The 26460-nt window shown below is 58.3% G+C and carries 14 protein-coding genes; 9 read left to right on the forward strand and 5 right to left on the reverse strand.

Annotated features, from left to right (window positions below):
- Positions 1 to 450: 450 nt before the first annotated feature.
- On the reverse strand, positions 451 to 2529 hold the full coding sequence (locus tag WCO56_08540; GenBank protein ID MEI7729608.1) for a heparinase II/III family protein: 2079 nt from the start codon (positions 2527 to 2529) through the stop codon (positions 451 to 453).
- 65 nt (positions 2530 to 2594) lie between these two features.
- Positions 2595 to 2861 carry a hypothetical protein gene (locus WCO56_08545; protein MEI7729609.1) on the reverse strand — a complete coding sequence of 89 codons (267 nt, stop codon included), beginning with the start codon at positions 2859 to 2861 and terminating at the stop codon, positions 2595 to 2597.
- A 430-nt stretch (positions 2862 to 3291) separates the two neighbouring features.
- On the opposite strand from WCO56_08545, the gene WCO56_08550 reads away from it, so the two are divergent.
- Together WCO56_08550 and WCO56_08555 are read left to right on the forward strand one after the other, a co-directional pair.
- Positions 3292 to 3765, forward strand: coding sequence for an Hsp20/alpha crystallin family protein (locus WCO56_08550; protein MEI7729610.1), 474 nt, complete (start codon positions 3292 to 3294; stop codon positions 3763 to 3765).
- Between the two features lie 241 nt (positions 3766 to 4006).
- Positions 4007 to 4966 carry a J domain-containing protein gene (locus tag WCO56_08555; protein MEI7729611.1) on the forward strand — a complete coding sequence of 320 codons (960 nt, stop codon included), beginning with the start codon at positions 4007 to 4009 and terminating at the stop codon, positions 4964 to 4966.
- Between the two features lie 16 nt (positions 4967 to 4982).
- On the opposite strand, the gene WCO56_08560 is transcribed toward WCO56_08555, so the two are convergent.
- The gene (locus WCO56_08560) at positions 4983 to 6269 is read right to left on the reverse strand and encodes a Gfo/Idh/MocA family oxidoreductase (protein MEI7729612.1); all 1287 of its coding nucleotides are present in this window, start codon (positions 6267 to 6269) and stop codon (positions 4983 to 4985) included.
- Positions 6270 to 6281: 12 nt separating this feature from the next.
- A complete protein-coding gene (locus WCO56_08565) occupies positions 6282 to 9119 on the reverse strand; it encodes a HEAT repeat domain-containing protein (protein ID MEI7729613.1) in 2838 nt (945 codons plus the stop codon).
- Positions 9120 to 9293: 174 nt separating this feature from the next.
- Between WCO56_08565 and WCO56_08570 the strand changes: the two genes are divergently transcribed.
- Together WCO56_08570 and WCO56_08575 are read left to right on the forward strand one after the other, a co-directional pair.
- Positions 9294 to 10532: a KamA family radical SAM protein gene (locus WCO56_08570; GenBank protein ID MEI7729614.1), complete on the forward strand. Its 1239-nt coding sequence runs from the start codon at positions 9294 to 9296 to the stop codon at positions 10530 to 10532.
- 583 nt (positions 10533 to 11115) lie between these two features.
- The gene (locus WCO56_08575; protein MEI7729615.1) at positions 11116 to 15033 is read left to right on the forward strand and encodes a glycosyl hydrolase family 28-related protein; all 3918 of its coding nucleotides are present in this window, start codon (positions 11116 to 11118) and stop codon (positions 15031 to 15033) included.
- 38 nt (positions 15034 to 15071) lie between these two features.
- On the opposite strand, the gene WCO56_08580 is transcribed toward WCO56_08575, so the two are convergent.
- Positions 15072 to 15842 (reverse strand): RraA family protein, encoded by a 771-nt coding sequence (locus WCO56_08580; GenBank protein ID MEI7729616.1) that lies wholly within the window; start codon positions 15840 to 15842, stop codon positions 15072 to 15074.
- A gap of 342 nt (positions 15843 to 16184) precedes the next feature.
- On the opposite strand from WCO56_08580, the gene WCO56_08585 reads away from it, so the two are divergent.
- From WCO56_08585 to WCO56_08605, 5 genes are all read left to right on the forward strand, one after another.
- Complete coding sequence (locus tag WCO56_08585; GenBank protein MEI7729617.1) at positions 16185 to 17204, forward strand: galactose oxidase; 1020 nt, start codon at positions 16185 to 16187, stop codon at positions 17202 to 17204.
- Positions 17205 to 17359: 155 nt separating this feature from the next.
- Complete coding sequence (locus WCO56_08590) at positions 17360 to 19690, forward strand: polysaccharide deacetylase family protein (GenBank protein MEI7729618.1); 2331 nt, start codon at positions 17360 to 17362, stop codon at positions 19688 to 19690.
- Positions 19691 to 19920: 230 nt separating this feature from the next.
- Complete coding sequence (locus WCO56_08595; GenBank protein ID MEI7729619.1) at positions 19921 to 21906, forward strand: alpha-L-arabinofuranosidase C-terminal domain-containing protein; 1986 nt, start codon at positions 19921 to 19923, stop codon at positions 21904 to 21906.
- A 64-nt stretch (positions 21907 to 21970) separates the two neighbouring features.
- Positions 21971 to 24070, forward strand: a complete 2100-nt coding sequence (locus WCO56_08600) for a hypothetical protein (protein MEI7729620.1) — start codon at positions 21971 to 21973, stop codon at positions 24068 to 24070.
- Between the two features lie 62 nt (positions 24071 to 24132).
- Positions 24133 to 26451 (forward strand): hypothetical protein, encoded by a 2319-nt coding sequence (locus WCO56_08605; GenBank protein MEI7729621.1) that lies wholly within the window; start codon positions 24133 to 24135, stop codon positions 26449 to 26451.
- Positions 26452 to 26460: the final 9 nt, after the last annotated feature.

Raw genomic sequence — 26460 nt, forward strand, 5'->3', positions numbered from 1 at the left:
AGCCTTCGATCTTTGACAGGCCAGCGGGTGCAAGTCCCGCCTCGGTAATTGATGCTGAACACGAGATGATGGCTTGCCGGAATGAACGGAGGCAGGGATTGAATTGATGGCGCACAGGTTTCCCATTGCTGAACGGGGGAACGCTGATGTCACAGGTCGGTCAATGTTCAACACCCACCGCAACGATCCCTCTCCCGGCATCATCTCATCTGCATCATGGCTACTGACTCGCGGTTCGCCGCCACAGGCTGCGTTTGTCCCCCTCTCCGGGGCTGCATGTGGGCCGGCGGCACGATGGCCGAAACACTGTGCCAGGCGTCCGACCCTTCCGCCGCAAACACGGTTTGCTTGCCAAGCTGCCCGGCGTACCACATTTCCAGCACCTCAGATTTTGTATAAGGGCCGTCTGGTTCTTCGCCGGCATTGCGGATTAGGTAAACTCCGTGCGAATTAATCTGCGAGTGGCGTGATGCGGACGGTGGCCTTGGCAGTGTTGATGGCGAGGTTCCACGAGTTGGCGACGCTGGTGACGCGTATCGCGACGGTCGGATCGAGCTGCGTTTTTTTTGGTGGCACCGCTTGCAAGGTCGGCGCGGTGCCATCGAGTGCGAGCGCCCAGACGAACGTGGTCTGCGCGGTGGTGCGCCGGAAGATCGTCATGGGAATCCGGTCGGCCGTGCTTTTGCCGACGCCGGTGGTTGTGATGACATCGGTGGGCTCGCCGGCGGCAAGAGCGATGACGCCGCGCCAGTCCGGCGCGAGGTTGCACGTTTGCGCAATGGCGGCGTTGGTACGGCAGAGCGTGGCGTTCTTGAGATGCTGGTAGCCGTTCTGCGCGGGGAGCGTGAACGCGCCGCCGGGCGGCGGAGTTTGCCACGTGCCGTTGCAGTGCGTTGCAAGATCGAACGTGTGGGGTTTATCGGCAGTGATCTGGTCGGAGAAGATGATCAGGTTTTGGTTGAGCATCACAGCGGTGCGGATGAAGCGGACGCCCTTGGCGATCGGTCCGGCGTCGGTCATCGCAAAGTCGCAGCCGTGATCATTGCCGAAAGCGAGGCACTGGCCGGTGGCCTCGGCCTGGTTGCCTTCGTCCACGACGAGCGTGTTGTGGGCGAGCGTGACCTTGTCCCACTGGCCGTGCAGCGGCGAGCCGTAGGGGCGTGTGCCGGGATCGGGACAGAGCACCTTGCCGCGGGCGTAGAGCACGAAATTATTTTTGTCGGGATGCCCGTGCCCACCGCCGTGCGGGCCGTACTTCAGGCAAAGCCACGTGGCCTGCTCGCCAGCGCCGCGCTGGAGGATCGCGTAGCCGGAGTCCTGCGCGTTGCGGCTGGGCAGCGCCGCGTGCTGCGCCGAGGGCAACTGCGGCACGCCGAACCAGAGCGCCATCTCATCGCGGCGCTTGGAGTCGGCCAGCGCGACGAGGTAGACCGGATCGCGATAGCGCGCATAGGCCAGCTCGAACACGCTGCTGCGGATGTTGACCTCGCCGCTGTCGTTAAACGCCGGCAGGCTCAGGTTCGGCATCGCGAGGTTGACCGGCGCCTCGAACATTTTCTTCAGCGGCTCACCGTAGAGATTGAGGTGGCAGTTGCGCGCAGCCTCCGTCAGCGGCCAGAGCGCGCCCAAGGTGAAGAAGTGGTAACCCCACGCGCCCTCGTACCAGACACCGTCGGGCTGCACGCCCTTGGCCATCTGCGTGCGGTAGCCACGGACGGGGTCATCGATCGCCGCGCTGATGAGCGCGGTGTCGCCGAGCAGATAGCCGGTGATGCCGACGGCGCTGTTCTTCCAGCACTGGATGTTGTGTACGCCCATCTTGTGCGCAAGGATCACATCGCGCGCGGCGGGCAGGAAGAGTTTGTCGGCCAGCGTGCGGCGGTCGGCCTCGGCGAGTGTGTTCCAGATCAGGTCCGCGCCCTGCGCGACGGGAATCAGCCACATCGCCTCGTCGAGCGTCTGCGGTCCGACGCGCCCGCCGCCGATCTTTGCCTGCCCGCGCGTGGTGTGCAGCGGATAGGAGAGATAGCGCGCGGCGTAGGCGAGCAGGATGTCGCGGCCGCGTTTGGCATAGCGCGCATCGCCGGTGATCTGGAACAAAATACCGGCGTTGCGAATCGCCGTCGCGTAGCTGCTGTGCGGATGGTTGATCGCAACGCCATCAAAATCGCGGTCAGGCTTGGTCGGATCACCGGGCAGAACTTCCTTATCCACCGGGCAGATGTGCTCCCAATGCCACGGGCCGAGCTGCTTGCCCTGCGTCAGGCGCGCGCCGTGTGTCGGGCACACATACCAGTGGAACCAGTTGCCGCCGCGCGGCGGCAGCTCGATGGGCGCATTCATCGTCTTATCGAAACTCTTGCGGAACGCCGTCCATTGCGAGGCCCACGGTTCCTGCTGCACGCGCTGTTTGAGCTGCGCGATGCCGGCGTCGTCGAACAACAGTCGAGGATGCGGCGGCAAGGCTTCGGCTCCGGCCGCTGTGCCGGCGAGCAACAACACACCCAACATGGTGAGGAATAGTTTCATGATCTTGCTGTGACGACCCTTGGCCTGCGCCCATCGTGGGCCAATCGGTCACGTTGACCGAAGTTTTATTCCACTCTGCCATACCAGCAAGCCTTTTCGTGACTCGAAGCCCCGATTTCTGCTACCGGCACGCTAGCTTTCACCTTCGATCCCTTCCCGGCCAGTTTTTCCTTCAATAATTCGGCATACCAACGGTCAAACATGACTTTATTATAAGACGCGAAATCTAAAGTAAACTTTTGTCCGCAGATTTCGCAGAAGGACACCAATTCCGTTTCCCGCATTTTGGCATCTGCGAAAGATCTGCGCTCTCTGCGGATCACGTTCCCCACGCCTTTCTTTTCTCTTCCAGCGTCAGATGCTTGTTATTGTCACTCTCCTCGCCCCCACGGCGACCGCAAGCGACAACTCAAAGCGTTCGCGGACCTTGATGCTGCCAAAGCAACCGCCGAAGGCAAGGCAAAGGACCTGCCTTTCAAGACCCTTAACAGGGTCAATATGACACATTTTTAATGTGTCATATTGGCTCTTTTTTATGTATGATAAAGGACGAATAAAATGTCTAATATGCTAATATTTAATGCATTACGAAATTCAATTTGACCAACAAAACACTGGCATGGAAAATGATTATTATAGAACCATGAAACTTGCCAGCGATGGGCGTTGGTAAGCAATGAACAAACGTTGGATCTGGTTTGGGAATCAGGGCGGACACCAAGCCAGTCATGAAACCAAGTCCGCCCGGAAAGAGATGAAGTTATGAGCGCATTGACATATTGGACTCCGATGAAAGCCTGGAACCCTCTCAAAGAGATGGTTGAGTTGGAAAATCGGTTATCCACGATTTTTAATCGGACCGGGACAGTTCCGGGGGATAACAAAGAAGAAACCTTGCGGGTGACGGAATGGGCGCCGCTGGTGGACATTGCCGAGGATGACAAGGGATACACCATCAAGGCCGAACTGCCAGGGATCAAGAAGGAGGACATCGCGGTGACAGTCGAGAACGGGGTGCTGAGCATCAAGGGCGAGCGGAAATCGGAACAGGAGGAAAAGAGCAAACGGTATCATCGCATCGAGCGGTTCTATGGCCGGTTTGAACGCAGCTTTACGCTGCCGGAAGATGCGGATGGCACCAAAGTGGGGGCCGAGTACAAGGATGGGGTGCTGAAAGTACACTTGGCCAAGAGCGAGAAAGCGCTGCCAAAGGCCATCGAAGTCAAAGTGGCATAACGCGGGCCGCCAAAAAACGGTGGCGCAGCGTGGCAACACCTGCGCCACCGGCGAGGAGGTGGAACGTGAACAATCTGAAGGACCGGCAGTGTTGGGGGCCTTATGCAAGGAAAAGGCTCTGCCGGTCCTCAGTCTTTTTTGGGATACAAAGGGGCATCCGATTTGAAAAACGAGTCGGATTCGGATATTGTAAAGATGGGACATCGTTTGGCCGGGAATGCCAGACGGGAGCGAATCTGCCATGAATGCCGGGTACAAAGATTATTATCGCGTGCTGGGAGTGGAACGCGGCGCGACGGAGGATGAAATCCGGAGCGCCTTCCGCAAGCTGGCCCGCGAGTATCATCCCGATGTCGCACGCAACAAGGCGGTGGCGGAGGAAAAATTCAAGGAGATCAACGAGGCATACGAAGTCCTGGGTGATGCGGATAAGCGCCGCAAATATGACGCGCTGGGAGCGGATGGGGGCAATGCGCAGAACTTTACCCCGCCCCCGGGATGGAATCAGCGGGGAGCCAATGGCGACTCGATGCACGAGTTCCGCTTTGGCGGCACGGGTTACAGCGATTTCTTTGAACAGTTCTTTGGCGGACAACGGGCGGGATTCACGCGACGCGGGCGGGACCCGTTTGATTTTGAAACCGATACGGAGCAGGAGCAACCGCAACGGGGCGGTGATGTGGAGGGCGCGTTGATGGTGACGCTGGATGAGGCGCTGCACGGATCGGTGCGCTCCATTTCCCTCGAACGAGTGAATCCCCAAAGCGGAACCACGGAAACGCACACTTTCCGGGTGCGTATTCCCGCAGGCGTGTGCGAGGGACAACTGATCCGCGTGGCGGGCAAAGGCGATCCCGGTTGGAACGGAGCCGAGGCTGGCGACCTGCTATTGCGGGTGCGGCTGGCGCGGCATCCGGATTTTACCGTGCATGGTGCTGATTTATATCATGAACTGGAACTTCAACCCTGGCAGGCAGTGCTGGGCGCAACGGTAGAAGTGCTCACCTTGGAGGGACGCGTTTCCGTGCGGGTACCGCCGGGCACGGAACAGGGCGGGAAATTACGCGTGCGCGGACGCGGTCTGCCGGAGGCCAATGGCAAACGCGGCGATCTGTTGGTGACCATCAGCATTCTGATTCCCAAGCAGGTCAGCCGCGAAGAAAAGGCCCTATGGGAACAACTGGCACGCCTGGCCAAATAGGCCGCCCCAAGCCCACTCAAATTGTCCACGGTTCCCGCATGGAACGGGAAAGCATCCGCGCAGCCTGATCATCGCCGAGGATTTGCTCTTTCACGGAATCCCATTTGATGGTGCGTCCGGTGCGGATGGCAATGTCACTTAAATGGCTGATGGAATCAGACCAGACGGCGGTCTCCACGGGGTTAATCGTTTTCTGCCGAGTGCGCACGCCATCCACAAAGTTTTTGTAATGATTGTCGCTGTGCAGTAGATGAATTTCGCCGGGCTGAATGATTTCGCTCGCGAGGGATTCGGGTTCGGTGCGGAGCCAGCCCCGGCTGATGCTCACCTTGCCTTTATCCCCGGTGAAGACGGTCAGGTTTTCACCCGGCCCGCGGAAATGGAACGTCACGCCATTCGCGTAGCGGCCACGGACATCCCACGAGGTGGCGGTGTTGAACAAACCTTCGGTCGGGAATACACCGGTGCCCGCGTATTCGGTCGGCACCGCCTCCGGGCGATCACCCAATCCCCATACGGCCACGTCCAGCGGATGCGCCCCCCAGCCAGCGATGAATCCCAGCGCATAATCAGAGACAAACCAGGCCCCAGAACTGGTACACCGGTCCTTGGTGTAAGGCGCTGCTGGCGCCGGCCCGAGCCACAGGTCGTACTCAAAACCTTCCGGCACCGGGATGGGTGTGGTGGAACCGCCCTGGCTGCTGGCCGGGCTGACGACTTCCACAGAAAGTAATTTGCCAATGCGCCCATTGCGCACCAGCTCGCAACCATAGCGAATGTGATTGGAAGAGCGTTGCTGGGTGCCGTATTGGAACACCGCGCCATGGCGTTTGCAGGCGGCGCGCAGGGCCTGATCCTGGGCCAAGGTCAAACCCAATGGCTTTTCCACGTACACACTGCGCCCGGAACGCACCGCGAGCAAGGCAGCAGGCACATGCCAATGGTCGGGAGTCGCGATGACCACGGCATCCAGATCATCACGGGCCAGCATTTCCCGCAGATCATGGTACGGCTTGCAATAGTCGCCGCCATAAGCCTGGTTGGTCTTGGACACGGTTTTCTCGCGGCGCTCCTTGAAACAATCGCACACCGCGACCACCCGGCAGGATTTGATACCGAGAAAGCCGCCATGCAAGGCGCTACCGCGTCCGCCCACGCCGATGTGCGCGACGTTGGTGAGGTTGCTGGGCGCATCCGCGCCGAGCAGCGAGGAATGAATCAGTTGGGGGGCCAGCGTGGCGGCTCCGGCAGTGGCCAGGGTGCGTTGAAAAAATACCCGACGTGAAAGAAGCATTGGTTTCATGAGATTGGCCGATTAAGGTTTGCTGTAAATTTCCAGTTCCCGGACGGCTGGACTAAGACCGTGACTGCCGGTGATTTTCAGTTCCACGACCCGGCAGGTGACCGAAGGGAATTCGACGGTGTACCAGTTGTTGAGATATTGCGCGTTGGTGATCGTTTTCACGATCTTGTCATCGCAGAGCACTTCAAAATCTTTAGGTGCGTAATTGTGCTGTCGGTAGCCCATGATGCGCAGATAACCCACCGGTGCCGGTTGCTTGAGTTCCACCCGCAGACGGTAAAGCTTCTGATTGTCGGTCTTATCCCAATAGGTTTTCGGATCGCCATCAATGGCGGCTTTATCCCCTCCCGACGCGCCGTCGGCCTGCAACCCATCGGGACTGGTCGCCGTGGCACCCAGCGCAAGATTCAGGGACGGGATGGTTTTGCCCGGGGCGGCGGAAGGCGTGCCGACCGGTTGGGGTGCCATTCGGGCAATCGCCCGTTGGGCCAGCGCGCAAATCTTTTCATCCGGGCTGTTGGTCATGGATTGCAAATCCTTCAAGGGCGCGGCATCCGGCCAATCCGCCATGGTGCGGACGACGGCCAGTTGGATTTCGGGCGATTTGGAAAGCAGATGGCCGCGAATGGCATCCAAGGCCGGCGCGGTTCCAATCTGGCCGAGCACTTGGATGAGCGAACTCCCGGTGGCGGCGGAGGCTTTGTCCAACGCGCCGGAAACCAGCGGGACACCGCCCAAGCGGGTAGCCAGGCTGGCCAGCGCATTCTCCACGGTGGCGCGTTCGCCGGCATCCACCTTTTCCAACAATGCCACCAAAGAATTGAACGCACTGGTATCGCCGATCTTCCCGATGGCGGTGATGGCTTCCCGCCGCACCGGTTTATCGGGCGTCGCGGCCAATGCCAACAACACCGGTACAGCCGACTGCGTGCCGCGCACGGCCATGACCCGAATCAACAAGCTGCGTACGGCGGGCTGTTGGGCTTCCCGGAGAGTCTTGGCCAAACCGTCATCCACTCCGGCACCGCGCAAACGCGACATGGCTTCCATGGCTGTCTTTTGCTCATCGCCGGTGGTATCCACCGCGATTTTTGTCAGGCACGGCAGCGCGGAAGCGTTGCCGATCAGGCCCAAGGTTTGGATGGCGGCCTGGCGCACACCGGGATCACTGTTTCCGGTGGCTTGGCTCACCACCTCGACCAGCGAGGCGTCGCCAGCGATGCCGCACACAATGATGAGTTGCTCCTGCACAGGCGCGGGCAGTTTTTCCAGCGCCGCCATGGCGGACTTCAGCAGCGCCGGGCTGCGCATGGCTTGCAGGGCGCGTAACGCGGCTTTTTGCAGCACCGCATCCTGCCCCAAGAGGGTCGGCATGATTTTAGCAGTGCCTGCTTCCCCGGAAAAACCGACATAGAGCGGAAAGGCCGTCAAGCGCGTCTGCGCCGGTTGATCGGGCGCGGTCAATTGTTCAAAAAGGACTGCGGCTTCGTGAACATTACCGATGGCAGCCAGATTCTGCCCGCACTGCAGCATGGCAGCAGCCAGATCTTGTTTCAGACCGGGCTGCACAGTCTTGATCAGGCGTTGCAAAGCGCGTGCACCTTCCACCGTGCCGATTTTGCCGAGCGCCGCCATGGCAGCACGGGCGGTGGTAGAGTCCGGATTGGCGCAGAAGGGTTCAATCACCGCAATCGCGCTGGCAGCGCGGCGGGCAGCCAGGGAATGAATCAAACCGATGCGGACCGTGTCGTTTGCGGCGGCCAGCGCTTTGATCAGCGCCTCGGTGGCAGCCGGGGCGGGAATACGCTCCAAAGCGAAGCGCGCATGGTAATTCAGGTTGGTATCCTTAATCAATCCGGCCAGCACTGGCACCTCCGCCGCTGTTCCCACCAAAGAAAGCTGTTCGCAGATGAACGGTTTGGCTTCCGAGGAAGCCTCGCCGGATAGGCGCCGCGCCAACGCCGCCGCGATCTTGCCGCGCGCATCCTCGTTTTCGGCAGCCAGGTCCACCTGTTTGGCCAGCGCGGCTAACGGCGCACGGCTGTCACCAAAATGGTAGTTAGCCACCGTTTTCAGCAAGGCGGCCAATCCCTCGTCACTGAGCGGTTCAGGCCCGCCACGAATGGTGACCTTGCCCGTGGCGGCCCATTCCGTGCCGCGCTGGAGCAGCGCTTGGAATCCGGGGGCTTCCATGGCGGTGACGTTATGCCCCAGCACCAGGTTGAAACAGCGACCCTGGCCAAAATCCATCACCATCGCCATTATTTCGTCGGCACCGGAGCCTTTTTTGTCCAGGGCGGAAAATGCGGTGGCCAACACATGTTTGTTGGGCTGGGTGGCTATGCGATGCCATAGCTCATCGGTGGTGCGGAACGGTTGCAATCCGCGCGTGATGGGATGCTCCGAATCGGTAAACTTGACTTCAAATTCATGCTGCGGACCGTGCCCGGTGCCTTTGCCCCAAGTGCCGCCGATGAGCGTTTGGAATTCCGTCCACTCCTCATAGCTGCTGCCGCCGGCATGAACCACCAAAAACCCGCCGCCCCGGCGCACGAAGTTCAACAAATCCTCGCGCATTTTGGGCGGCCAATCCGTCTTCTGCCCGGTGCCAAACGCATTCCAATTGCTGAGCAACACGTCGTACTTGGAAAAGGTTGCTCCATCGGTGGCCTCGGGGGTCTCCGTAATATCCACCTCAAACCGCCCGCAGGCAACCAGGATGCCTTTGAGCTTGGGCGTCGTCTGTTTCCAATCGTGATTATTTTGGCCGGTGAGGATCAATACGCGCACCGGCGGTTGCGCGGCTGGCAAGCACACCGGCAACAGCATCGCCGCCAGTACGGTTGCCAAGACCGGCGTTTTACCAGACAGGCGCGTTATGATCCGATGATCTATTCCGAATAACATAATGGCTTACCGTAACGGTTTGCCGTCGACGCGTCGTCCAGTTTTTGCCAATGGAGAATATTGAACATTTTTCGCCCCCCTTGACAGTCGCGCCATCCCCCATATATTTACCCCATCATGTTTGATGAGTCTGCCACGGTTGAAGGGGAAGCGGGAAAAGAGCCGCCCAGCCCACGATTACTTAAAGAATTCCGATCTGCTGGCCAGGGGTTTTGGTCGCAGGTGCCGGAGTCCGATTGGTGTGATTACCGCTGGCAGCTTAAGCATCGCATTGTCAGCCTTCCGCAATTGGAGCGGCTGATGCCCACCCTCACTCCTGAGGAACGTGCCGGCATCCAGCTCGCCTCCGCCAAGCTCTCGTTGGCCATCACTCCCTATTATTTCAACCTGATTGATCCGGCTGATGAATTCTGCCCCATCCGACGCCAGGTGATCCCGCGCGTCGAGGAAAGCCACACCTCCCCTTGGGAGCTGAGCGATCCCTGTGGTGAAGAAGCGCATTCGCCGGTGCCCGGTTTGGTTCACCGGTACCCAGACCGGGTTCTGTTCCTGGTGACGGATCGTTGCGCCTCCTATTGCCGGTACTGCACCCGCTCCCGGCTGGTCAGTAATGCCTCGGGCTACGATTTCCATCCCGAGTTCGAGCGCCAGATTGCGTACATTCAAAAGCATGAGGAGATTCGGGATGTCCTGCTCAGCGGCGGTGATCCGTTGCTGCTCAATGATGAAAAACTGGAGTACTTGCTGACGCGCCTGCGGGCGATTCCGCATGTCGAATTTTTGCGGATCGGTTCCCGAATTCCCATTTTCCTGCCGCAACGCATCACGCCGGAGTTGGTGGCCATGCTGCGCAAATTCCATCCGCTGTTCGTCAGCGTGCATGTGAATCATCCCCGGGAATTGACGCTGGAAGTGCGCGAGGCGCTGGGCCGCCTGGCCGACGCAGGAATCCCGCTGGGCAACCAATCCGTGCTGCTGCGGCACGTGAATGATCATCCCGACATCATGAAGGCGCTGGTGCAAAAACTGCTGATGTGCCGGGTGCGCCCGTATTACCTGTACCAATGTGATTTGATCACCGGCTCGGCGCATTTGCGGGCCAGCGTACGGCGTGGTTTGGAGATCATGTCCCAACTGCGCGGTTACACCTCGGGCTACGCGGTGCCCCAATACGTCATTGATGCGCCCGGTGGCGGTGGCAAAATTCCGGTGAATCCGGAATATGTGTTGGGTCGCGATAAAGACCGGTTGGTGTTGCGTAATTTCGAGGGCAAAACGTTTGAGTATCCCGAGGGACCGGATGGTGCGCCGCTGATTTCAGTGCCGGCAGCCAAGCCGGAGCCAGCGATGTTTTAGTGCCAGTGTCCGTTGAAATACGCACCGTGTAAAATCCCATAAGATTGGGGTTGAACCTTGGATAAGGCCGCAGAGAAAGTGGCAAGATGACACCTGAACTGGCATTGAAAAACAGATCGAACGTTATCGTGAGATGACGTGTGAAGAGCGCATTGCAATTTCTTTGCGTTTACATGAACTGGCCAGCCAGATGGCCCGGGTCGGCATCCGTGCTGTTCATCCTCAAGCGACCGACGCAGAAGTGGAACATGAACTGCATCAGCGGAGGAAACTGGCGTGGAAAGTTACAATGGCCTTCCAAAGGTTCCGAAAGGTACTTCCTAAATTGGAAGTGGCCTAAAAAATGGTTTCGACGCTAATAACGCCCTAAAGGAGACCCAATTGCAGCGTAAGCACACGGCGATTGGCGAATTTCCCGGTCCCCAACCGCAGTCACGCCCGTGGCGAACCGATTGCCCGCTTAACCGGACTATTTGTTCCAGAACCGCCCCCCCATCCAGCAACGTCAAAGCTCGCCAAAGCAGGGGGGAAATGTAAAAAAACAGGGTTGACGGCTCCAAGAGCGGGATTTAGCGTTCCCGCCATGAAATACACCTTCCCACTCCTCACTGCCCTGCTGCTGGCACCGCTGGTCGCGTTGCCCGCTGCCGATACTTCCCGCCAAGGCGGCGTGCCGGTAGTGTTTTGGGCCTCGGAACCGATCTTGCCCGGAGAGACGGCGCTGCTCTTTGGCGACAGCATCGGGCCGAATGTGAAGGCGGTCGGCTGGCGGGTGCCGGATGCCGCCATCGTCGCTCCGCCGCTGAAAACGGCATTCGCGGAAGCAGGTGCCGTGCCGCTCGAAGTGCTCCAGGCCTCGGACCTCTCGGCGAAGGTGCGGCTGCTGGCGGATTGGAAGACCGGCTTGTTCGCCGTCAAACTCACGGGTACCGGCGGCACGTCGGCGACGATTTTTCTGAACCGCACAAAGCCTTGGTGGTGGCTCGGTGGCGAAAATGAAAACGCATTTGTTGGCGAAACGATCCGCGTGTTTGGAAATAATTTTGGCGACAAGACGCGCGCCTGGCTCATCGGCCATGGTGCGAACGTGGAACTGCCCGGGGTGAAGGCGGAGAAATACGCGGCCAGTTTCAATCTGCCGCCGACCCTTTCGCCGGGCGAATATGCGCTCTGGGTCCACAACGGTTTTGGCGGTGATGCGGGTTTCGGCGAACCACTCGCGGTCCGCGTTGCCAAGCGCGAACCGTGGCCGACGACGCAGTTTAACGTCCGTGATTTTGGCGCGCGCGGCGACCGGGTGGGCGGGAAGGGCGAAAATTTGCAAGATGACACGCCGTCGTTCGAGGCGGCGTTGGCCAAAGCGGCGGCCAACGGCGGCGGCGTGGTCTTTGTGCCGCGCGGCAATTACAAAATTACCGGCAAACTGGTCATCCCCGCGAAGACGGTTTTGCGCGGTGAGAAGCGCGAGTGGGTCTGGTTGTATGCGCCGAAGGAATTGCCGGAGTTCGACACGGTGTTGGCTGGCAACGGTGATTTTGTTGTCGAGGAACTCTCCATCGTCGCGCAAACCGCGCGGCGCCTGGTTGTCTGCCCGGACATACCTTCGGCCTATTCTCACGCGCGGGGTTATGTGCCGGCGCAAAAGTTCGGTCACAACGCGCATCTGCGCCGTCTGATGTTGCAACACGTCCGCTATTCGCATCGGTCCCGGTTCCCAGACGGCGATCCGATCAAGACGACCGAGACCGAAGGCATGACCACCATCATGCTGGCCGGGCCGGACATGGAAATCTCCGACTGCGAAGTGGTCAGTGCCGGCGGCCCGTTCGCGCTTTTCGGCGCGCATCGCTGTCGTATCGTCGGGAATCGTCTCGGCAACGGTCGCGGCGGCGCCTACCTGACTTGGGATGCCCGCGAAATGGTCTTCGAAAATAACCTCATCGAGCCGCGTGACAGCGAAGGGACCGGTGGCGGTTTCCAAGGCCAGGCTTACCGCGTGCATTTTGCGGGCAACACCTTCCGCCACATGTATGGCATTGATCGCGAGGCGCTCTCGTTTGACTCGCCCTATTTCGCTGCGTGGCGGGGCCAGGCTGTCAAGGTGGACGGCAACTCGTTGACCGTTCGCGATTACTCCGGCGCGGCGAAAACGTGGACCCCCGGCGTGCTCAAAGGCCAGGCCTGTTACGTTGCGTTCGGCAAAGGTCTCGGCCAATATATTCCGGTCGTGGATAATTCGGAGACGACCGTCACCCTGGCGCGTCCGTTCGCCGTGCCGCCTGACGAGACCAGCCACCTTGCGTTCGTCACGGCAAAAACCGAAACGGTGGTGGCCAACAATACCTGTTCTGATGCCAGCGTGGCGATCCAACTCTACTGCCAATGTTATGGTTTGATCGTGGATGGCAACCGCTCCGAACGCACCGGGGGGATGCATGGCTTCGGTGGGGGCAACGGTTGGAGTGAGAAGAAACAACTGTTTCATCTCACGATTTGTTGTTTCAACCAGTTCCTGAACAACGATCTGTCGCAAGGCTTTGTTTATCAACAAGGCCAGTCCATGAGCGGGGTTGTGGGCCCTTGCGTCGAAGGCACTGTGAACCAGCCGCCCGCCATCATCGGCATTGGCAACGTCGTTCGCAACAACACTGCCCGCGACAATCAGATTTTCGGTTCGATGGCCGGGCGCCCGCATCCTTTCAAGCTCGCCCCGCCTGCTGACGGCACGGGGTATGTTTGCCGCGATACCCTCATCGAGGGCAATATCATCGCCGATACGCCGCTGGCGCTGGACGTGTATCCCTTTCATCGCGACACGCTGCTGCGAAATAACCGCATTGAGCGGGCGTTGCGGCCGTTGCGTGACGACGGAACCAACACCTGGATTCATCCCGCCGAACGGCTCGGCTACCAAGTCCAGGGCGTGAAGTTCCTGCTCGGTGAAAAAGCCGGCATCAGCACCATCGAACGTGCTGTTACCGAACTCGCGAACCGCCCCGCAGCGTCGCCAGAGCTGGCCGATCAATGCGCGCGGCTGCGCAAGCAACTGTGGGACGAAGTTGCGCGTTGTCAGCCGCAGGGCACCACGCCCGAGATGGCGGCGTTATTGGTCGGCCTGCGCTGTGACTTCTCGCCGATGAAATCGTTCGCTTCCGGCAAGGCAGGAAAATCCGATGTCGCCGTTGACGTTCGCACCGAACCGTGGTCACCCGAAGTCGGCGTGCAGTTCGAGGTGGTTCCCCCATCGGGCTGGAAGGTCGCCAACAGCGGGGCGGTACAGATGCCTCCCTTCCAAGTTGTAAACTTTAAATCGTCCGTGACCGTGCTGGAAAAGGCGGATGCGAAGTTTCTGCCCGTGCGTTTCAACCTGACCCTGGACGGCGGCGCGCTGACCGTCGTGGATCGCCTGGATATTGCGGGACGCGACTTGTCTCGTTGGATGGTCATCGGTCCGTTTGCCAAAGTCAGCGGCGCGCTCCCCGACACCAGCATACATCCTCCGGAACGACGGCTCGACTTGGGCGCAGAGTATGCCGGACTCACCGGCCAGGTCAAATGGCAGCCGGTCGAGTTGCCCAACAAGTATCTGACTTTGAGCAAACTTTTCGGAACAGCCGAATCCGTCACCGCATTCGCGGTGACTTGTCTGCGTGCCGACCAAGCGATTCCCATCGAACTCAGCGTGACGTGCCGGGGCGGTTTGCAACTATGGCTCAAAGAACGTCTCGTGGTCAGCATGGCACCCCACGGTTTCAAGACGCTGCGGCTCGATTTGCAGGAAGGTGACAATATTTTACTTTGCAAATCGTCGGTGGAGAGCGGCCCATGGGAAGTCACGGCCGAGTTCAAGGAACTTTCTTTGGACGAGCAAACCCATGTGCGGCAAGTACCGTTGGCTGAGCTGAAGGCGCTGAAGGCGCTCGCTCCACCTTCTCCGAAACCGCCGCGCGCCGGCGCGCTGCAAGAGAGCGGCGGGGTTGCGTGGCGGCAGGTCCATGCCGACGACTTCGATGGTCGTCTCCTCGGCAACTCATGGAAAGTCGTCTCCGGTCAATGGTTCATTCAGGACGGTGCGCTGGTCGGCAAAGAACCTTCCTTCCTTGCGTTCACGAAGAAAATTTCCCCACCCGTGCGCATCGAATATGACGCGCGCAGCGAATCGCCTGCCGATCTATCCTGCTTCTGGTTGCCGGACCCGGCGAAAATGGGAAGCGGTTACCTCTTCGCGTTTGCCTCCGGCGATATGGGCAGCCGCATCCTGATCGCTGGAAACAAAGTGGCAAGTTCCGATTCGTCGCTGGCCAAGGGCGCGCCCAATCAGTGGTATCACGTCATTGCTCAGGTGTTGCCCAACGGCAAGGTGCAACTCCTCATTGATGGCAAGGAACTGTTGACCGCGCGCAGTGATCCCAAGACTGCGCGGCCTGCTTTCCCCGGTTTGTGGACCTGGGGCGGCAGTCAATTCAGGAATGTGCGTATTTATTCGGGTCCCGACCAATGAAGTTCACTGAACTGATAGCAACCTGAAATACACCCTCCTCACCACTCCCCGTGCCGCTGAAACTTGCCACGCACTGCCTGGCCAAACGCCGACGCTGCCTCATCAATCGCCTGCAGAATTTCGGCGCTCGGTTTGCCGCTGGCACTGCGCGCCGCAGGAATGAGCGTGTTGCATTCGTTGGCATCCATAAAACGGGCCGCTTCCAGTAAATCTCGCTCCTCACCGAACGGCAGTGCCAGGAAACCGTGCTTATCAGCGTGGATCAATTGGCCCGGCCGGATTTTGCGGCCAAATACTTCGACTTCGCCCCCCCAGCGCATGGGTGCCACACACGCATGGCCTACGCAGAGACGGCGCGCCAGCGCTTTGAATCCGGCGTTGTTCATTTCGTCCACGTCACGGATGCAACCGTCAATGATGCTGCCCACGCAGCCCAGCGCACGGTGGATGTTGCTGTTGACCTCTCCCCAAAAAGCGCCCACATGGTTCGGCTTGTCCAGGTCTTGCACCACTACGATCTTGGGGCCGGACACGCTGGCAATATACTGGCGGTATTCGCTCCAAGCTTTGGGATGTTTTACTGCATACTTGCGATTGCTAGGCTGGATGATCACCGTCACCGCATAGCCCACCATTGGTCCCATGTGCGGCATGAAATCACGGGTTTCCTCGCGGTTAAAGGCGTCCGTCGTGGCGTCATGCTTGGTAATTTGCTCCCAGCCATTGTAAATGGTAGGCGTATTCCACCGTTTAAGCTGCAGTAAGTCAGCGTGAGTTAGTGGATGGGGTTTGATTTTGGATTTGGTCATAATTCTATCAATCTACCGTCGTTCAAAATGAGAACGCTGATGAATGAGGAGCGCCTGCGCAAAAGCCAACCGCCCGGCAAATTTTGCCGCAAACAAACGAATGGGTGGGCCACTCAAATCTCTCATGCGCGCCCTAAACTAGCGCAAAACCATCCGCTCGACTACGGAAATGATGCCGTTGATCTTCAGATCATCTCCCAAGTTTCTCATGGAAAATTCCGGCGGAACGCTTATGCTGCCGCCATGTCTGGCAGCAAAAACAGCTTGGATGAGCGAGCACGGAATGCCCGTGGTTGCGGAATAAGTGTTTTTTCCGAGAGTTGGTTGCTGTCCATGTTGATTATGAATCTTGCTTTAATGGCCCAGGTCGCTGGAGATAGTCCTTCATTCTTGTGGAAACAGTTGCCACCCATCCCGGATCGTGAAGGGTTTGCCGGTGCTTTTGCGGGAGTCAGTCAAGGGTCTCTGCTAGTGGCAGGCGGAGCCAACTTCCCGGGGAAAAAGCCTTGGGAAGGTGGCAAAAAGATTTGGTACGACGGCATTTTTGCCCTTGCCACTCCCACCGGTGAATGGAAAAAAGTGGGTAAACTGCCGCGCCCCTTGGGTTACGGTGTCTCGGTAACGACAGCCGAGGGCATGGTTTGTGTTGGGGGCAGCGACCTAGAGCGCCATTACGCGGATGCTTTTATGGTAACCCTGTCGGGTAGTAGCGTGAAAATCAGGCTACTCCCGTCGTTGCCAGTACCCATGGCTAATGGAGCGGGGGCGGTGGTGGGCTCGGTCCTTTACGTTTTTGGCGGCTCAGATGTTCCTGGCGAGGTTTCGGTGTTTAACCGGTTGTTTGCTTTGGACCTCTCTGCGCCTGCGGCGTGGAAAGAGCTTGAACCCTGTCCTGGCAAAGCACGTCTGCTGCCAGTAGCGGCATCGCTGGCGGGGACGTGCTATGTTGCCGGTGGCGCCACATTGCAAAATAGCACCAACAAAATGACCCGCGTATATCTTACCGATGCTTGGTGCTATCAACCTGCCAAGGGCTGGAAACGCCTTGCTGATTTGCCCAGGCCTTGCGTGGCCGGACCTTCCCCGGCGCCCGTTTGTGGTAACCGCTTTTACCTGGTGGGCGGGGATGATGGTTCCCATGTGGGGTTCACTCCGCCGGATAAACATCCCGGGTTTGCCAGGGACATTCTCGTTTACGACACGATCACCGATGCCTGGCAGGTGGCGGGACCAGTGCCTGCCCCGCGCGCCGTGCTGCCGGTGGCGTTTTGGCAAAACCAGTTTGTCATGCCCAACGGTGAAATTCGTCCCGGTGTCCGGTCGCCGGAAGTCTGGTCATTGAAATTGGGGGCCGAGCCATAACCTGCCATGAACAAATCCAGCAATTTCAAAAGACGCATGTGGCTGATCGTCGGGGTACAATGGATAAGAAATTGCGCCCGATCCACAAAGTCCGCTCGCCACCTTGCGGATGCGTCGAATGAACGATCTCCCTTGCCGTCAAAATATTGCGTAATATGAGCCGATTTTACACCATTTTCGCAGTTACTGTTTCGCTGCTGGCACCGCTGCCCGCGCTGCGCGCTGCCGAAACCACACCGGCTGTTGTGGGCGTGGCTGGCAATCTTGCTGTCACATCCACACCGGCAGCCTCAGGCATCGCGATGGTGGCACCGAACCCATTTCAGCGGCGCAATCTTTTTGGGAAAGCCACCAAGCCGCGCTTTGAACTGCGAGACCGGGACTGGCCGGTCAAGGTAGGCGATGCCAGTATTTGCCTGTGGAAAGACGATGCCGTTGCGGCCGCATCCACGGGTGTTGATGACAACTGTGCCGCCAACCTGCCGTGGTGGCTGGATATGTGCAAAAAATACGGTTTACGGCCCACCTGGTGGCTTATCACCGGCAACGTCAACGGCAAGAACGCAAACGGCGGCACTTGGGACGCCTGGAAGAAGGTCCTGGCGGCAGGCTGCGACGTGCAGTCCCACACCGTTAACCATTTGCACACCGAGTCGCCAACATGGAAGAACATGGAAACCGAATACGCCGATTCGCAAAAGACCGTTAACGCGAACGTGCCGGGTGCCCGATGCCTCACCCTCGCCTATCCCGGCGGTAAAAATCAGGCCCTGAATGATCCGGCTCTGGCGGCGAAGTATTATATTGCGGGACGCACCGGTGTCGCAACGATCAACCCAGCGAATGCCATCGACTATCTTCAGGTCCATGCCACGAGCGCTTTCAATATCTCTGAGGCCAAATTTCCCGGTGGCAATCTGGTGACCGTGTTTGAGAAGTCGCCTAAGAACGTGTATTGGCGTGGTTGGTGGGTCGGGTTCTTCCACTGGATCAAGACTGATGACGCGGCCCAAATAGCGAGCTGTGAAAAGCGGTTCACCTATATTCAAGGGAAAGTCCAGAGCGGCGAATTGTGGTTGGGGCTATTCCGCGAGGTCGCCATGTACGGTCAGGAACGTGACACGTCCAGGTTGGAAGTGAAGAGCGTTGCACCCGACAAAATTGTATTCACCCTGACCGACGAGATGGATGATACCTTGTTCGACTTCCCGCTGACCGTGAAGGTGCGGCTCGACTTGGATGCCTATGGCGGCTCAAAAAGCATCCCAGGCCAGGCCACCGAGTGGTTTGCCTTGCAGCAACTCAAGGGCCGCTGGTGGTTGGTTACGCCGGAGGGCCATGGGATGATCTCCTTGGGCGTGGTGCATATTATGGCTACCGCTACGCTTCCGATCTACGAGGCGGCGTATCATAGTGATCAAACCGCCTTGACGAAGGATGTGGCGGACAACCTGCGGCGTTGGGGATTCAATAGCGCAGGCTATGGGGCGGTTTGGAAAAGCAGAGATCAGGCGATGATGAGCGAGTTGCCACTGATGGTTTCGTTGGAAGACCTGCTTGGCATTTCAAGGTTTTCGAAAACTCCTGAGCGGCTCGATTTGTTTGATGAATCCGTGCGCGAGACACTTGCCAATCGGATTGCGCAACACGTTAATCCGGTCAAAAACGCGAAAAAACTGATCGGGTATTTCTACGTGGACCTGCCCCTGTGGTGGAACCAAGCGGCGCGAAAGAAAGAGAACGATTGGGCAATTGCCTATCGCAAACTGACGGCCACAGCGCCGGGCAAGGTGCAGTACGTGGATTTTCTGCTGACGCGGCACAAGGTGATAGCGGCAATCAACCAGGCGTATGGCACGAGTGCAACGGATCGTGCGGGGCTCCTGGCGGAAACCGCTTGGGCCAATGTTAAACCAGACGCACCGACGGTCATGGAAGATGACAAAGCCTTCGTGGTGATTGTCGCACGAAAGTATTACCAGCTTTGCCACGATGAGATTCGCAAGCTTGATCCGCATCACCTGATTTTTGGCGACCGCTATGCAGGGACGGATTTACTGCTGCTTGAATCAGTCCTCACGGAAGCGGCACCGTATCTCGATGGAGTGGCGATTCAGCCCTTCGACCGGGACCGGTATAACACAGAGTTGTATGATAAGATTGCTGCAATCACCGGCAAACCGATATTGTTCTGCGATTTCGCGGTGAATTTTTCCGCGCCTAAATATCCAAATGGAATGTGGGGGTCATGGCCGACGGAAGACCAAGCGGCGGATGTCTGGTCCCGATATCTGGATGATGCGTTCGGGCGTCCGTATATGGTTGGTATTCATCGCTGCGAATACATTGACCTGCCCCGCGAGAAGGTGCTGAAGCAGGGGTTGATTCAGCAGGACGGACGCCCATACGCCCGGACGGTACAGCGCTACGCGGAGATTCACAAAAAGTTGTACCAGCGCATGTATGGCGGGAAGCCCGGTGAGTGATTTTGTGGAGTGCCTGGAATACAGCGCTTTCCTTCATGAAAATATGAAACGCCACCGGTCTGGAAACGTCAAAGAACAGCCAATATGGGGGGGGGGTCCGTTCCGTTGGTCGCATGGATATGCGACTTTGTCCATGGCTTCCAACAGTGATACGCTGGAAAACGTAACGACGGACTATATTGGCTAACGCGGTTTGCACGTGCGCCCGCTAAATGAAATAATCGGAGATTATGAATATGAAAATCACGCTATCAGTTCTTGCGGCCCTGCTACTGGTTCCGCTGGCCCGGCTAAATGCCGCAGCCCCCGAGGCAACAGCTTCTGCCACGCCAGTGCTGGAGATCGACTTCAAGGCTCCCACCACTCCGGTGAGCCCGATCCTTCATGGCCTGATGACCGAAGAAATCAATTATTCCTATGATGGTGGCCTTTACGCAGAATTGGTTCGCAATCGTGCATTTTTAGATTCACTCCCCACCAACCAGCCGCCTCATTGGACCGTGATCAAGCAGACCGGCGCGGATGGGGCCATCCGCGTGGTGACCACACATCCGCTCACGCATGCGTTGCCCAACAGCCTGGAGGTGGAAATCAAAGCTGCCACGGCAGAGCAACGCTTTGGGGTGGTCAATGACGGCTACTGGGGCATACCTGTCAAGCCGAACACCACCTATCGCGCGGCCTTTTACGTCAAAGGCGACATGATCAGCAAGAATCGAAAAACCGGCAAACCGGAAAGGAATCCCTTTACTGGTCCGTTGAGGGTCAGCCTGGAAAATGCCGACGGCTCCAAAGTGTTTGCCCAGGCACAGACGCCGGCGGTCAACAAACAATGGCAGAAGTTTGAACTCACGCTGACCACCGGGGCGGATGTGGCGCCTTCGGCAGACAATCGTGTGGTCATATCCGCCCAAGACACGGGCAAGTTTTGGCTCAGCCTAGTCTCCCTGTTTCCGCCCACGTACCACAACCGTCCCAACGGTTTCCGGGTGGATATCATGGAAAAACTGGCGGCCATGAAACCGAAGTTCATCCGGTTCCCCGGCGGCAATTATGTCGAGGGAAATACCCTATGGGAACGGTTTGACTGGAAAGCCACGTTGGGGCCATTGCCGTTCCGTGCGGGACATCCCAGTTGCTGGAATTACCGTTCAACGGACGGCATGGGGCTGTTGGAATTCATGCACTGGTGCGAGGATCTTAACGCGCAGCCGGTGCTGGCCGTATTCGCCGGGTACTCCCTCCGTCAGCAACCCGTGGAGCCTGGCCCGTTGCTGGAGCCTTACGTGCGAGAGGCCCTGGAGGAAGTCGAATACCTGATTGGCGACGCCAAAACCACCTATTGGGGCGCGCAACGCGCCCGGGACGGGCATCCCGAGCCGTTCCAGCTCACCTATGTGGAGATTGGCAATGAGGATTACTTTGATAAATCCGGCAGTTATGACGCGCGCTATACGCAGTTCCACGACGCCTTTAAAGCGAAGTATCCGCAACTTCAACTCATTGCCACGGATCGTGCCGCCAAAACCCGCACGCCCGACCTGTATGACGATCATTACTATCGCAACGCCCAGAGCTTTTACAAAGACCTTAGCCATTACGACAAGATGGACCGCAAGGGACCGAAAGTTTTTGTGGGCGAATGGGCCACGCGGGAAGGCGATCCCACGCCGAATTTCAATGGCGCACTCGGGGACGCTGCCTGGATGACCAGCATGGAACGCAATTCGGACCTGATCGTGATGCACTGTTATGCACCGCTCTTCGTCAACGTCAATCCCGGCGGCATGCAGTGGAAGACCGACTTGATCGGATACAACAACCTGGAGAGTTACGGTTCGCCTGCTTATTACGCGCAGGTAATGTTCGCCAGCCACATCGGTGATGCGACACCGAAGTCCGAACTGAAGGCCGATGCCAGCGTGTTTCTGCCCTACTCGGTAACCCGGCAAACCGCCACCGGCAAGGTATTCCTGAAGGTCGTGAACCCTGGGGCTGCTCCCCAATCCGTGAAAATCATGCTCAATGGACTGGGCAAAGTGAGCAAAGAGGGTGAAGCCATTACGCTGAGCGCCAGCGATTCAAAAGACACCAATTCCATCACCGAACCGACAAAAATCGTGCCGGTCACGGCACCGTTGAAAGACGTCGCGTCCGACTTTGTTTACACGTTTCCTGCGTTGTCCATCACGGTGCTGGAACTGAACACACGGTAAGCCATGCGCGTGATCATAACGACTAACGGGCAGATGCAGGTTGGCTGAGGTAAAAATCAATACCATGCAACGTCTTTTTATCATCTTTGTATGTTGCCTGATCGTCCCGCGCACTTGGGCGGCAACGAAGGACGAATACCGTGCTGCCACGGTGAACGGGATGCGCGAGACCGTGTCGTTTGGCCGGGCCAAGAGTACGACCAAAAAGGTCCTGACGAGCACAAAGGACGGCAAGATTGCCGTTATCGGGCGCGGAGAGATCATGCTGATCTCGCAACTGCTTCTCGCGGGGCGACCGACGAATGATGCGGAACTGCTTGGTCTGGCGCGCGACCTCGTTCTTGCCTGCAACAAGGCCGCGCTCGATGGTTACGATACGCCCCAGTTGAACAGTCTGGAGCAAATTGGTTTTTCCCTGCGCGAACTGGCCCTGGCGGTGCCGCAGCTCAAGGAATTGAAGCTGTTGACGGAACGCGATGGCCAGCGTGCCGACGAAACCCTGAAGAAAGCCGCAGATTTTCTGCCGAGGTATATGCCCAAACCGGGCGACGGGAATATTGCGCAACGCTACGCCTTGGGCCTGGCCACGGTTTGTACCATGTTTCCCGGCGATCCACGGGTGCCACAATGGAGGGCGTGGGCGGCGATACCTTTCTTGCACCTGTTGCACTTTCCTGATGCGGAAGGCCTGCCGGGTTCAAAACGCCGCGTTTTGGAAAAACAGGGTACGCGCTGGAAGTTTGTGGAGGATACCAAAGCGTTTGAGAAGATTCAGACCGTGGATATCTCCGAGGATTCCAGCGCGTATCAGGCGTCAACCATCGTGTCTTGGATGGGCATCGCGCGGTTGATCGGACGCGAGGCCGAAATCAAGACGCCGACCGTTGAGGCTTTCATTGATCGCTTTTATCAGCAGTTGATGCCGATTGGCATTCTGCCGGCCTATGGTGACGCCGAGTGGAATGGCTCGCCCGCTCTGTGGATCAGCATTTTTGAATGGGCCGGGACCACGTTTCGCCAGCCTAAATATCGTGCCGCTGCGGATGCCATCTTCCGCTACCATCAGGAGCGCGGACTGGTGATTGGGGACTTGAGCGAAGCGGTGGAATACGCGGATGAAACGCTCAAGCCCGAGCCTACCCCTCGTAGCACCGGCGTCCCCGCCGGTGTTCCTCGTACTCCAGGCGTCTCACCCGCCTCCCGCAGCTCAGTTCTCCTCCAGCGGGTGAGCGGTCGCGGTGAACGTATCCCGGACAAGGTGGTTTTGCGCGGCAGCGAGGCGAATGACAGTGCCACCCAGCCATACGTGATGATGCAGGCCACGGAGAGTCTCGGCCACTCGCATCCTCATGCGGGCTCCATCAGCGCCTATTGTGCGGGCGGTGCCGTGTTGCTGCATACCCTCGGTTATGATGCTACTGCCACGCCGCTGCACCAAAGCTTTATTTTGCGTCCGCCCGACGAGCCATTTCTCAACTTCTTTGGCGATCCCAAAGGCACGCTGCTGGGAAAAATCATGCCCGATGGCCAGCGCCTGACTTCCAAGATCATCTCCGATGACCGCGAAGTGCGCAGTGCCGCGGTGCGCGATAGTCAGAACGTCGCCTATGGCCGGGTTGTTTGCGACTACCTTACCGCCTGGCAGCCCAAGAAAACGTTTAATGGACACGCCTTCCTGCACACCCGTGAGCTGGCACTCGACAAGCAATCCGGCCTGCTCTGCGTGTTCGATACCGTGGAGAGCAAAGATGATTTTGAGGCTGCGTTCGGCCCGGTTTGGCATATTCAGCATGTGCTGGCAAAGAACGCCCAGGGCTTCCTTTGCCAGACAGACTTCCAAAGCCGGCAAGATGGCAAAACGGACGCCACCAAACCGCGACCGGTTTGGATTGCCATGGCCGGTCCCGCCGGTACCCAGTTGAATTCCGTGTTTTGGAAATTTACCGCCCGCCATGGACACAGCGAACTACCGCAAGAGCGGCACCTTACCGCTGAGTGGCGAGGGAAAGTCACCGTCGGCCAGAAGGTCGCATTTCTGACGGTGTTCGTTCCACTGCCTGAAGGAACGACCGCGCCCCCGAATGATCTGAAGTTCAGCGTCGAAGCTGGTCATGCCTCGATAACACGCGGAGCCTTCACCTATGCGTTCCCGAACGAGAAATGAGATCAGCACCTGCAAATTTAAAGCGATGAAATTCCATGCATCGTAACTGAAGGCAAAAACAGATGAAGCAAATTACCTTGGTCACCTTCATCGTTCTGCTTGTGGCACCGCTCTTGGCTGCTGACGCGCCATTGTCGTCGAACCCCTATGTGCCGCTCTTCGAGCAAATCTTCACCCGCAATGAACCGGCGGTGGCGAAACGCTCTGCTTTCGAGAAGTTGTGTCTCGCAAATGTCGGGATGCGCCTGGCACAACGAACCGGACGAACCGAGTACCGCACCAAAGCCGCTGCGCTTTTTGAATCAGCTCTGCCGGAGGTTGTCAGCAAGCCCAGCGACTTTCATACCCAACGTACCATCGCGCTCGCCCTCTTGCCACTACGGCAATCGGGCCTGATTAAACCGGACACGGAGCAGACGCTGCGGATCATCGCATCGAAAACCTGGAAGGAGTTTCTCGCTGCTCCCGAGGGTTCCGAGCAAGGTGATGTTGACCATAACATCCGTCTCGCCCAAGCCCTAAGCTGCGCGGCATTCGCCAATTTTTTCAAGGACGACAAGACGATGGACTCAGCGCCCATCCGAACCCGACTTGACCACTATTGGAGCAAGATCAAGGCAACCGGTGATCTGGATGAAGATGCGAGTAACTATACTGGCCTAGGAATTGTCCACTGCATTGAGTTGGCGCAAATGCTCGGGCATGAGGAGGATCTTCGTGCACCCGGCTTTCGCCGCATGTTTGCAAGGCAGCGCGATACGATCTCGACCACCGGGCTATTGCCCGAGTTTGGCGACGGTTTTTTCCACCTGGACCGCGATGCCTTCGACTTCGTGTATTTGTGTGAATATGCCGCAAAGGTTTTCGACGACCCCACTTATCTCACGGTTGTGCGCCGTCTCTACGACCCGGTGACGTTTGCAAAAGCGGTGCCAGACGAATGGTGCCGCGCTATTTCCCTTCTCGGGCTGGAACTTTCCCGGCGTCTGCCGGAGCCACTTCCCGCCGCTTCGCTGGTCAACTACCGGGCCAACCGGGTTAGTCCGCAGCCGGTGGTGGACAAGCTTATTCTTCGCACCGGCACCGAGCCCGGCAGTGCCATGGTGTTGCTGGATCTCTATGCCGCAGGCAGTCATGCGCATCCTTCCAAGGGGCCATCAGTGGCCTACTATGAGGTGGATGGCGTGCCGCTTTTTCACAATCTCGGTCGTCATCGCACCCGTTCTGCGATCACGGGCAATAGCTTCTGGGCGCTTGAAACGCCTCGCGCTTTTCCCGGGGTCTGGAAACCCGGCGAGTGGTTTACGATGTCCATTCCGGCAGAATTGATGCTCCAAGACGCGGCGGGCGCATTGCAAGTGGGCGACCGCGTCACCCTACGCAATTTCGAGAATCGCGGAACCAAACAACTTTGGTTCGATAATCTGCGGCTGGACGGCACAGTGGGCGTGAAGTTGCTGGATGGGTTTGAAAGTGAGAAGACATGGCATCGCAACCTCGCCTCGGCTCCAGGGCTCAAGGTAGTAACCTCACCCGAACACACTCAGGGCGCCGCCTCCCAAAGCCTGAACTGGGGTGTGCTCAAGTCTGGCGCCTACGCCCGCATGTTGGCCGATGCCCGCAGCTTCACCTTCAAGCCCGGTGAGTTTAACACGCTGAAAATAGATGTGAAATACGATGGCATCCGCCCCTATCTGCACTTGCGCGACCTTTGCCAGCAGATTGATCTCGGCGACCATGCGCTGCCTTATCACGTCGGCTCCGCCCGCACCGAACAACGCGAACGCGATGCTTTCGGGGAAGTGGTCTTCAGCCGCTATATCGTCGCCGATGCCCAACTCACGCGCCGGATCGTGCTCACTGCGGAAGGCTGCCTGATCATCCACGACCGCTGGTCTTCTGGAAAATCGCAGCCGAAGTGGACCGTCGGCCAGCTCTGGCAGTTCTACGCGTTGAAGGATCACGGGGCGGATTGGTTCTGCGGAGACGATGACGGGGCATTCACGGTGCCGGATGGGCATGGCGGCACGAAGTCCGTCACGCGCCGGATGCTGGTGAAGTTTGCGATGGGGCCGAACGCCGACACCTTTGTCGAGCAGGTCAATCAGTCCTATCTGGCTCCGAATCCAAAAAACCGTCCGCAAGATAAATTTTTTACGACCGGTAGCCGACGCATTGTTTCCTCCGGCGAGGAGGCATCTTTCACCCTTGTCGTTGTTCCGCACGATCCCGACCAGAACGCGAAGTCCCTCGCGGGCGCAATCCGTTTCAATTCAACGCCTGATGGTGTCGAAGTTGTGCTCAACCAAACCGCTGCCGCTGCTCCCGTTCGGATTGGGTTGTTCCGTGATGGTCGCTGGGAAGTTTCACGCAAGCATTGAGATGAACCA

The organism is Verrucomicrobiota bacterium, from assembly GCA_037139415.1.
GTDB lineage: Bacteria > Verrucomicrobiota > Verrucomicrobiia > Limisphaerales > Fontisphaeraceae > JBAXGN01.

Coding starts and splice junctions, on each gene's coding strand:
- WCO56_08585 (MEI7729617.1), top strand. CDS start 16,185: ATGAATCTTGCTTTAATGGCCCAGGTCGCTGGAGATAGTCCTTCATTC.
- WCO56_08560 (MEI7729612.1), bottom strand. CDS start 6,269: ATGAAACCAATGCTTCTTTCACGTCGGGTATTTTTTCAACGCACCCTG.
- WCO56_08550 (MEI7729610.1), top strand. CDS start 3,292: ATGAGCGCATTGACATATTGGACTCCGATGAAAGCCTGGAACCCTCTC.
- WCO56_08570 (MEI7729614.1), top strand. CDS start 9,294: ATGTTTGATGAGTCTGCCACGGTTGAAGGGGAAGCGGGAAAAGAGCCG.
- WCO56_08595 (MEI7729619.1), top strand. CDS start 19,921: ATGAATATGAAAATCACGCTATCAGTTCTTGCGGCCCTGCTACTGGTT.
- WCO56_08580 (MEI7729616.1), bottom strand. CDS start 15,842: ATGACCAAATCCAAAATCAAACCCCATCCACTAACTCACGCTGACTTA.
- WCO56_08555 (MEI7729611.1), top strand. CDS start 4,007: ATGAATGCCGGGTACAAAGATTATTATCGCGTGCTGGGAGTGGAACGC.
- WCO56_08540 (MEI7729608.1), bottom strand. CDS start 2,529: ATGAAACTATTCCTCACCATGTTGGGTGTGTTGTTGCTCGCCGGCACA.
- WCO56_08600 (MEI7729620.1), top strand. CDS start 21,971: ATGCAACGTCTTTTTATCATCTTTGTATGTTGCCTGATCGTCCCGCGC.
- WCO56_08575 (MEI7729615.1), top strand. CDS start 11,116: ATGAAATACACCTTCCCACTCCTCACTGCCCTGCTGCTGGCACCGCTG.
- WCO56_08590 (MEI7729618.1), top strand. CDS start 17,360: ATGAGCCGATTTTACACCATTTTCGCAGTTACTGTTTCGCTGCTGGCA.
- WCO56_08605 (MEI7729621.1), top strand. CDS start 24,133: ATGAAGCAAATTACCTTGGTCACCTTCATCGTTCTGCTTGTGGCACCG.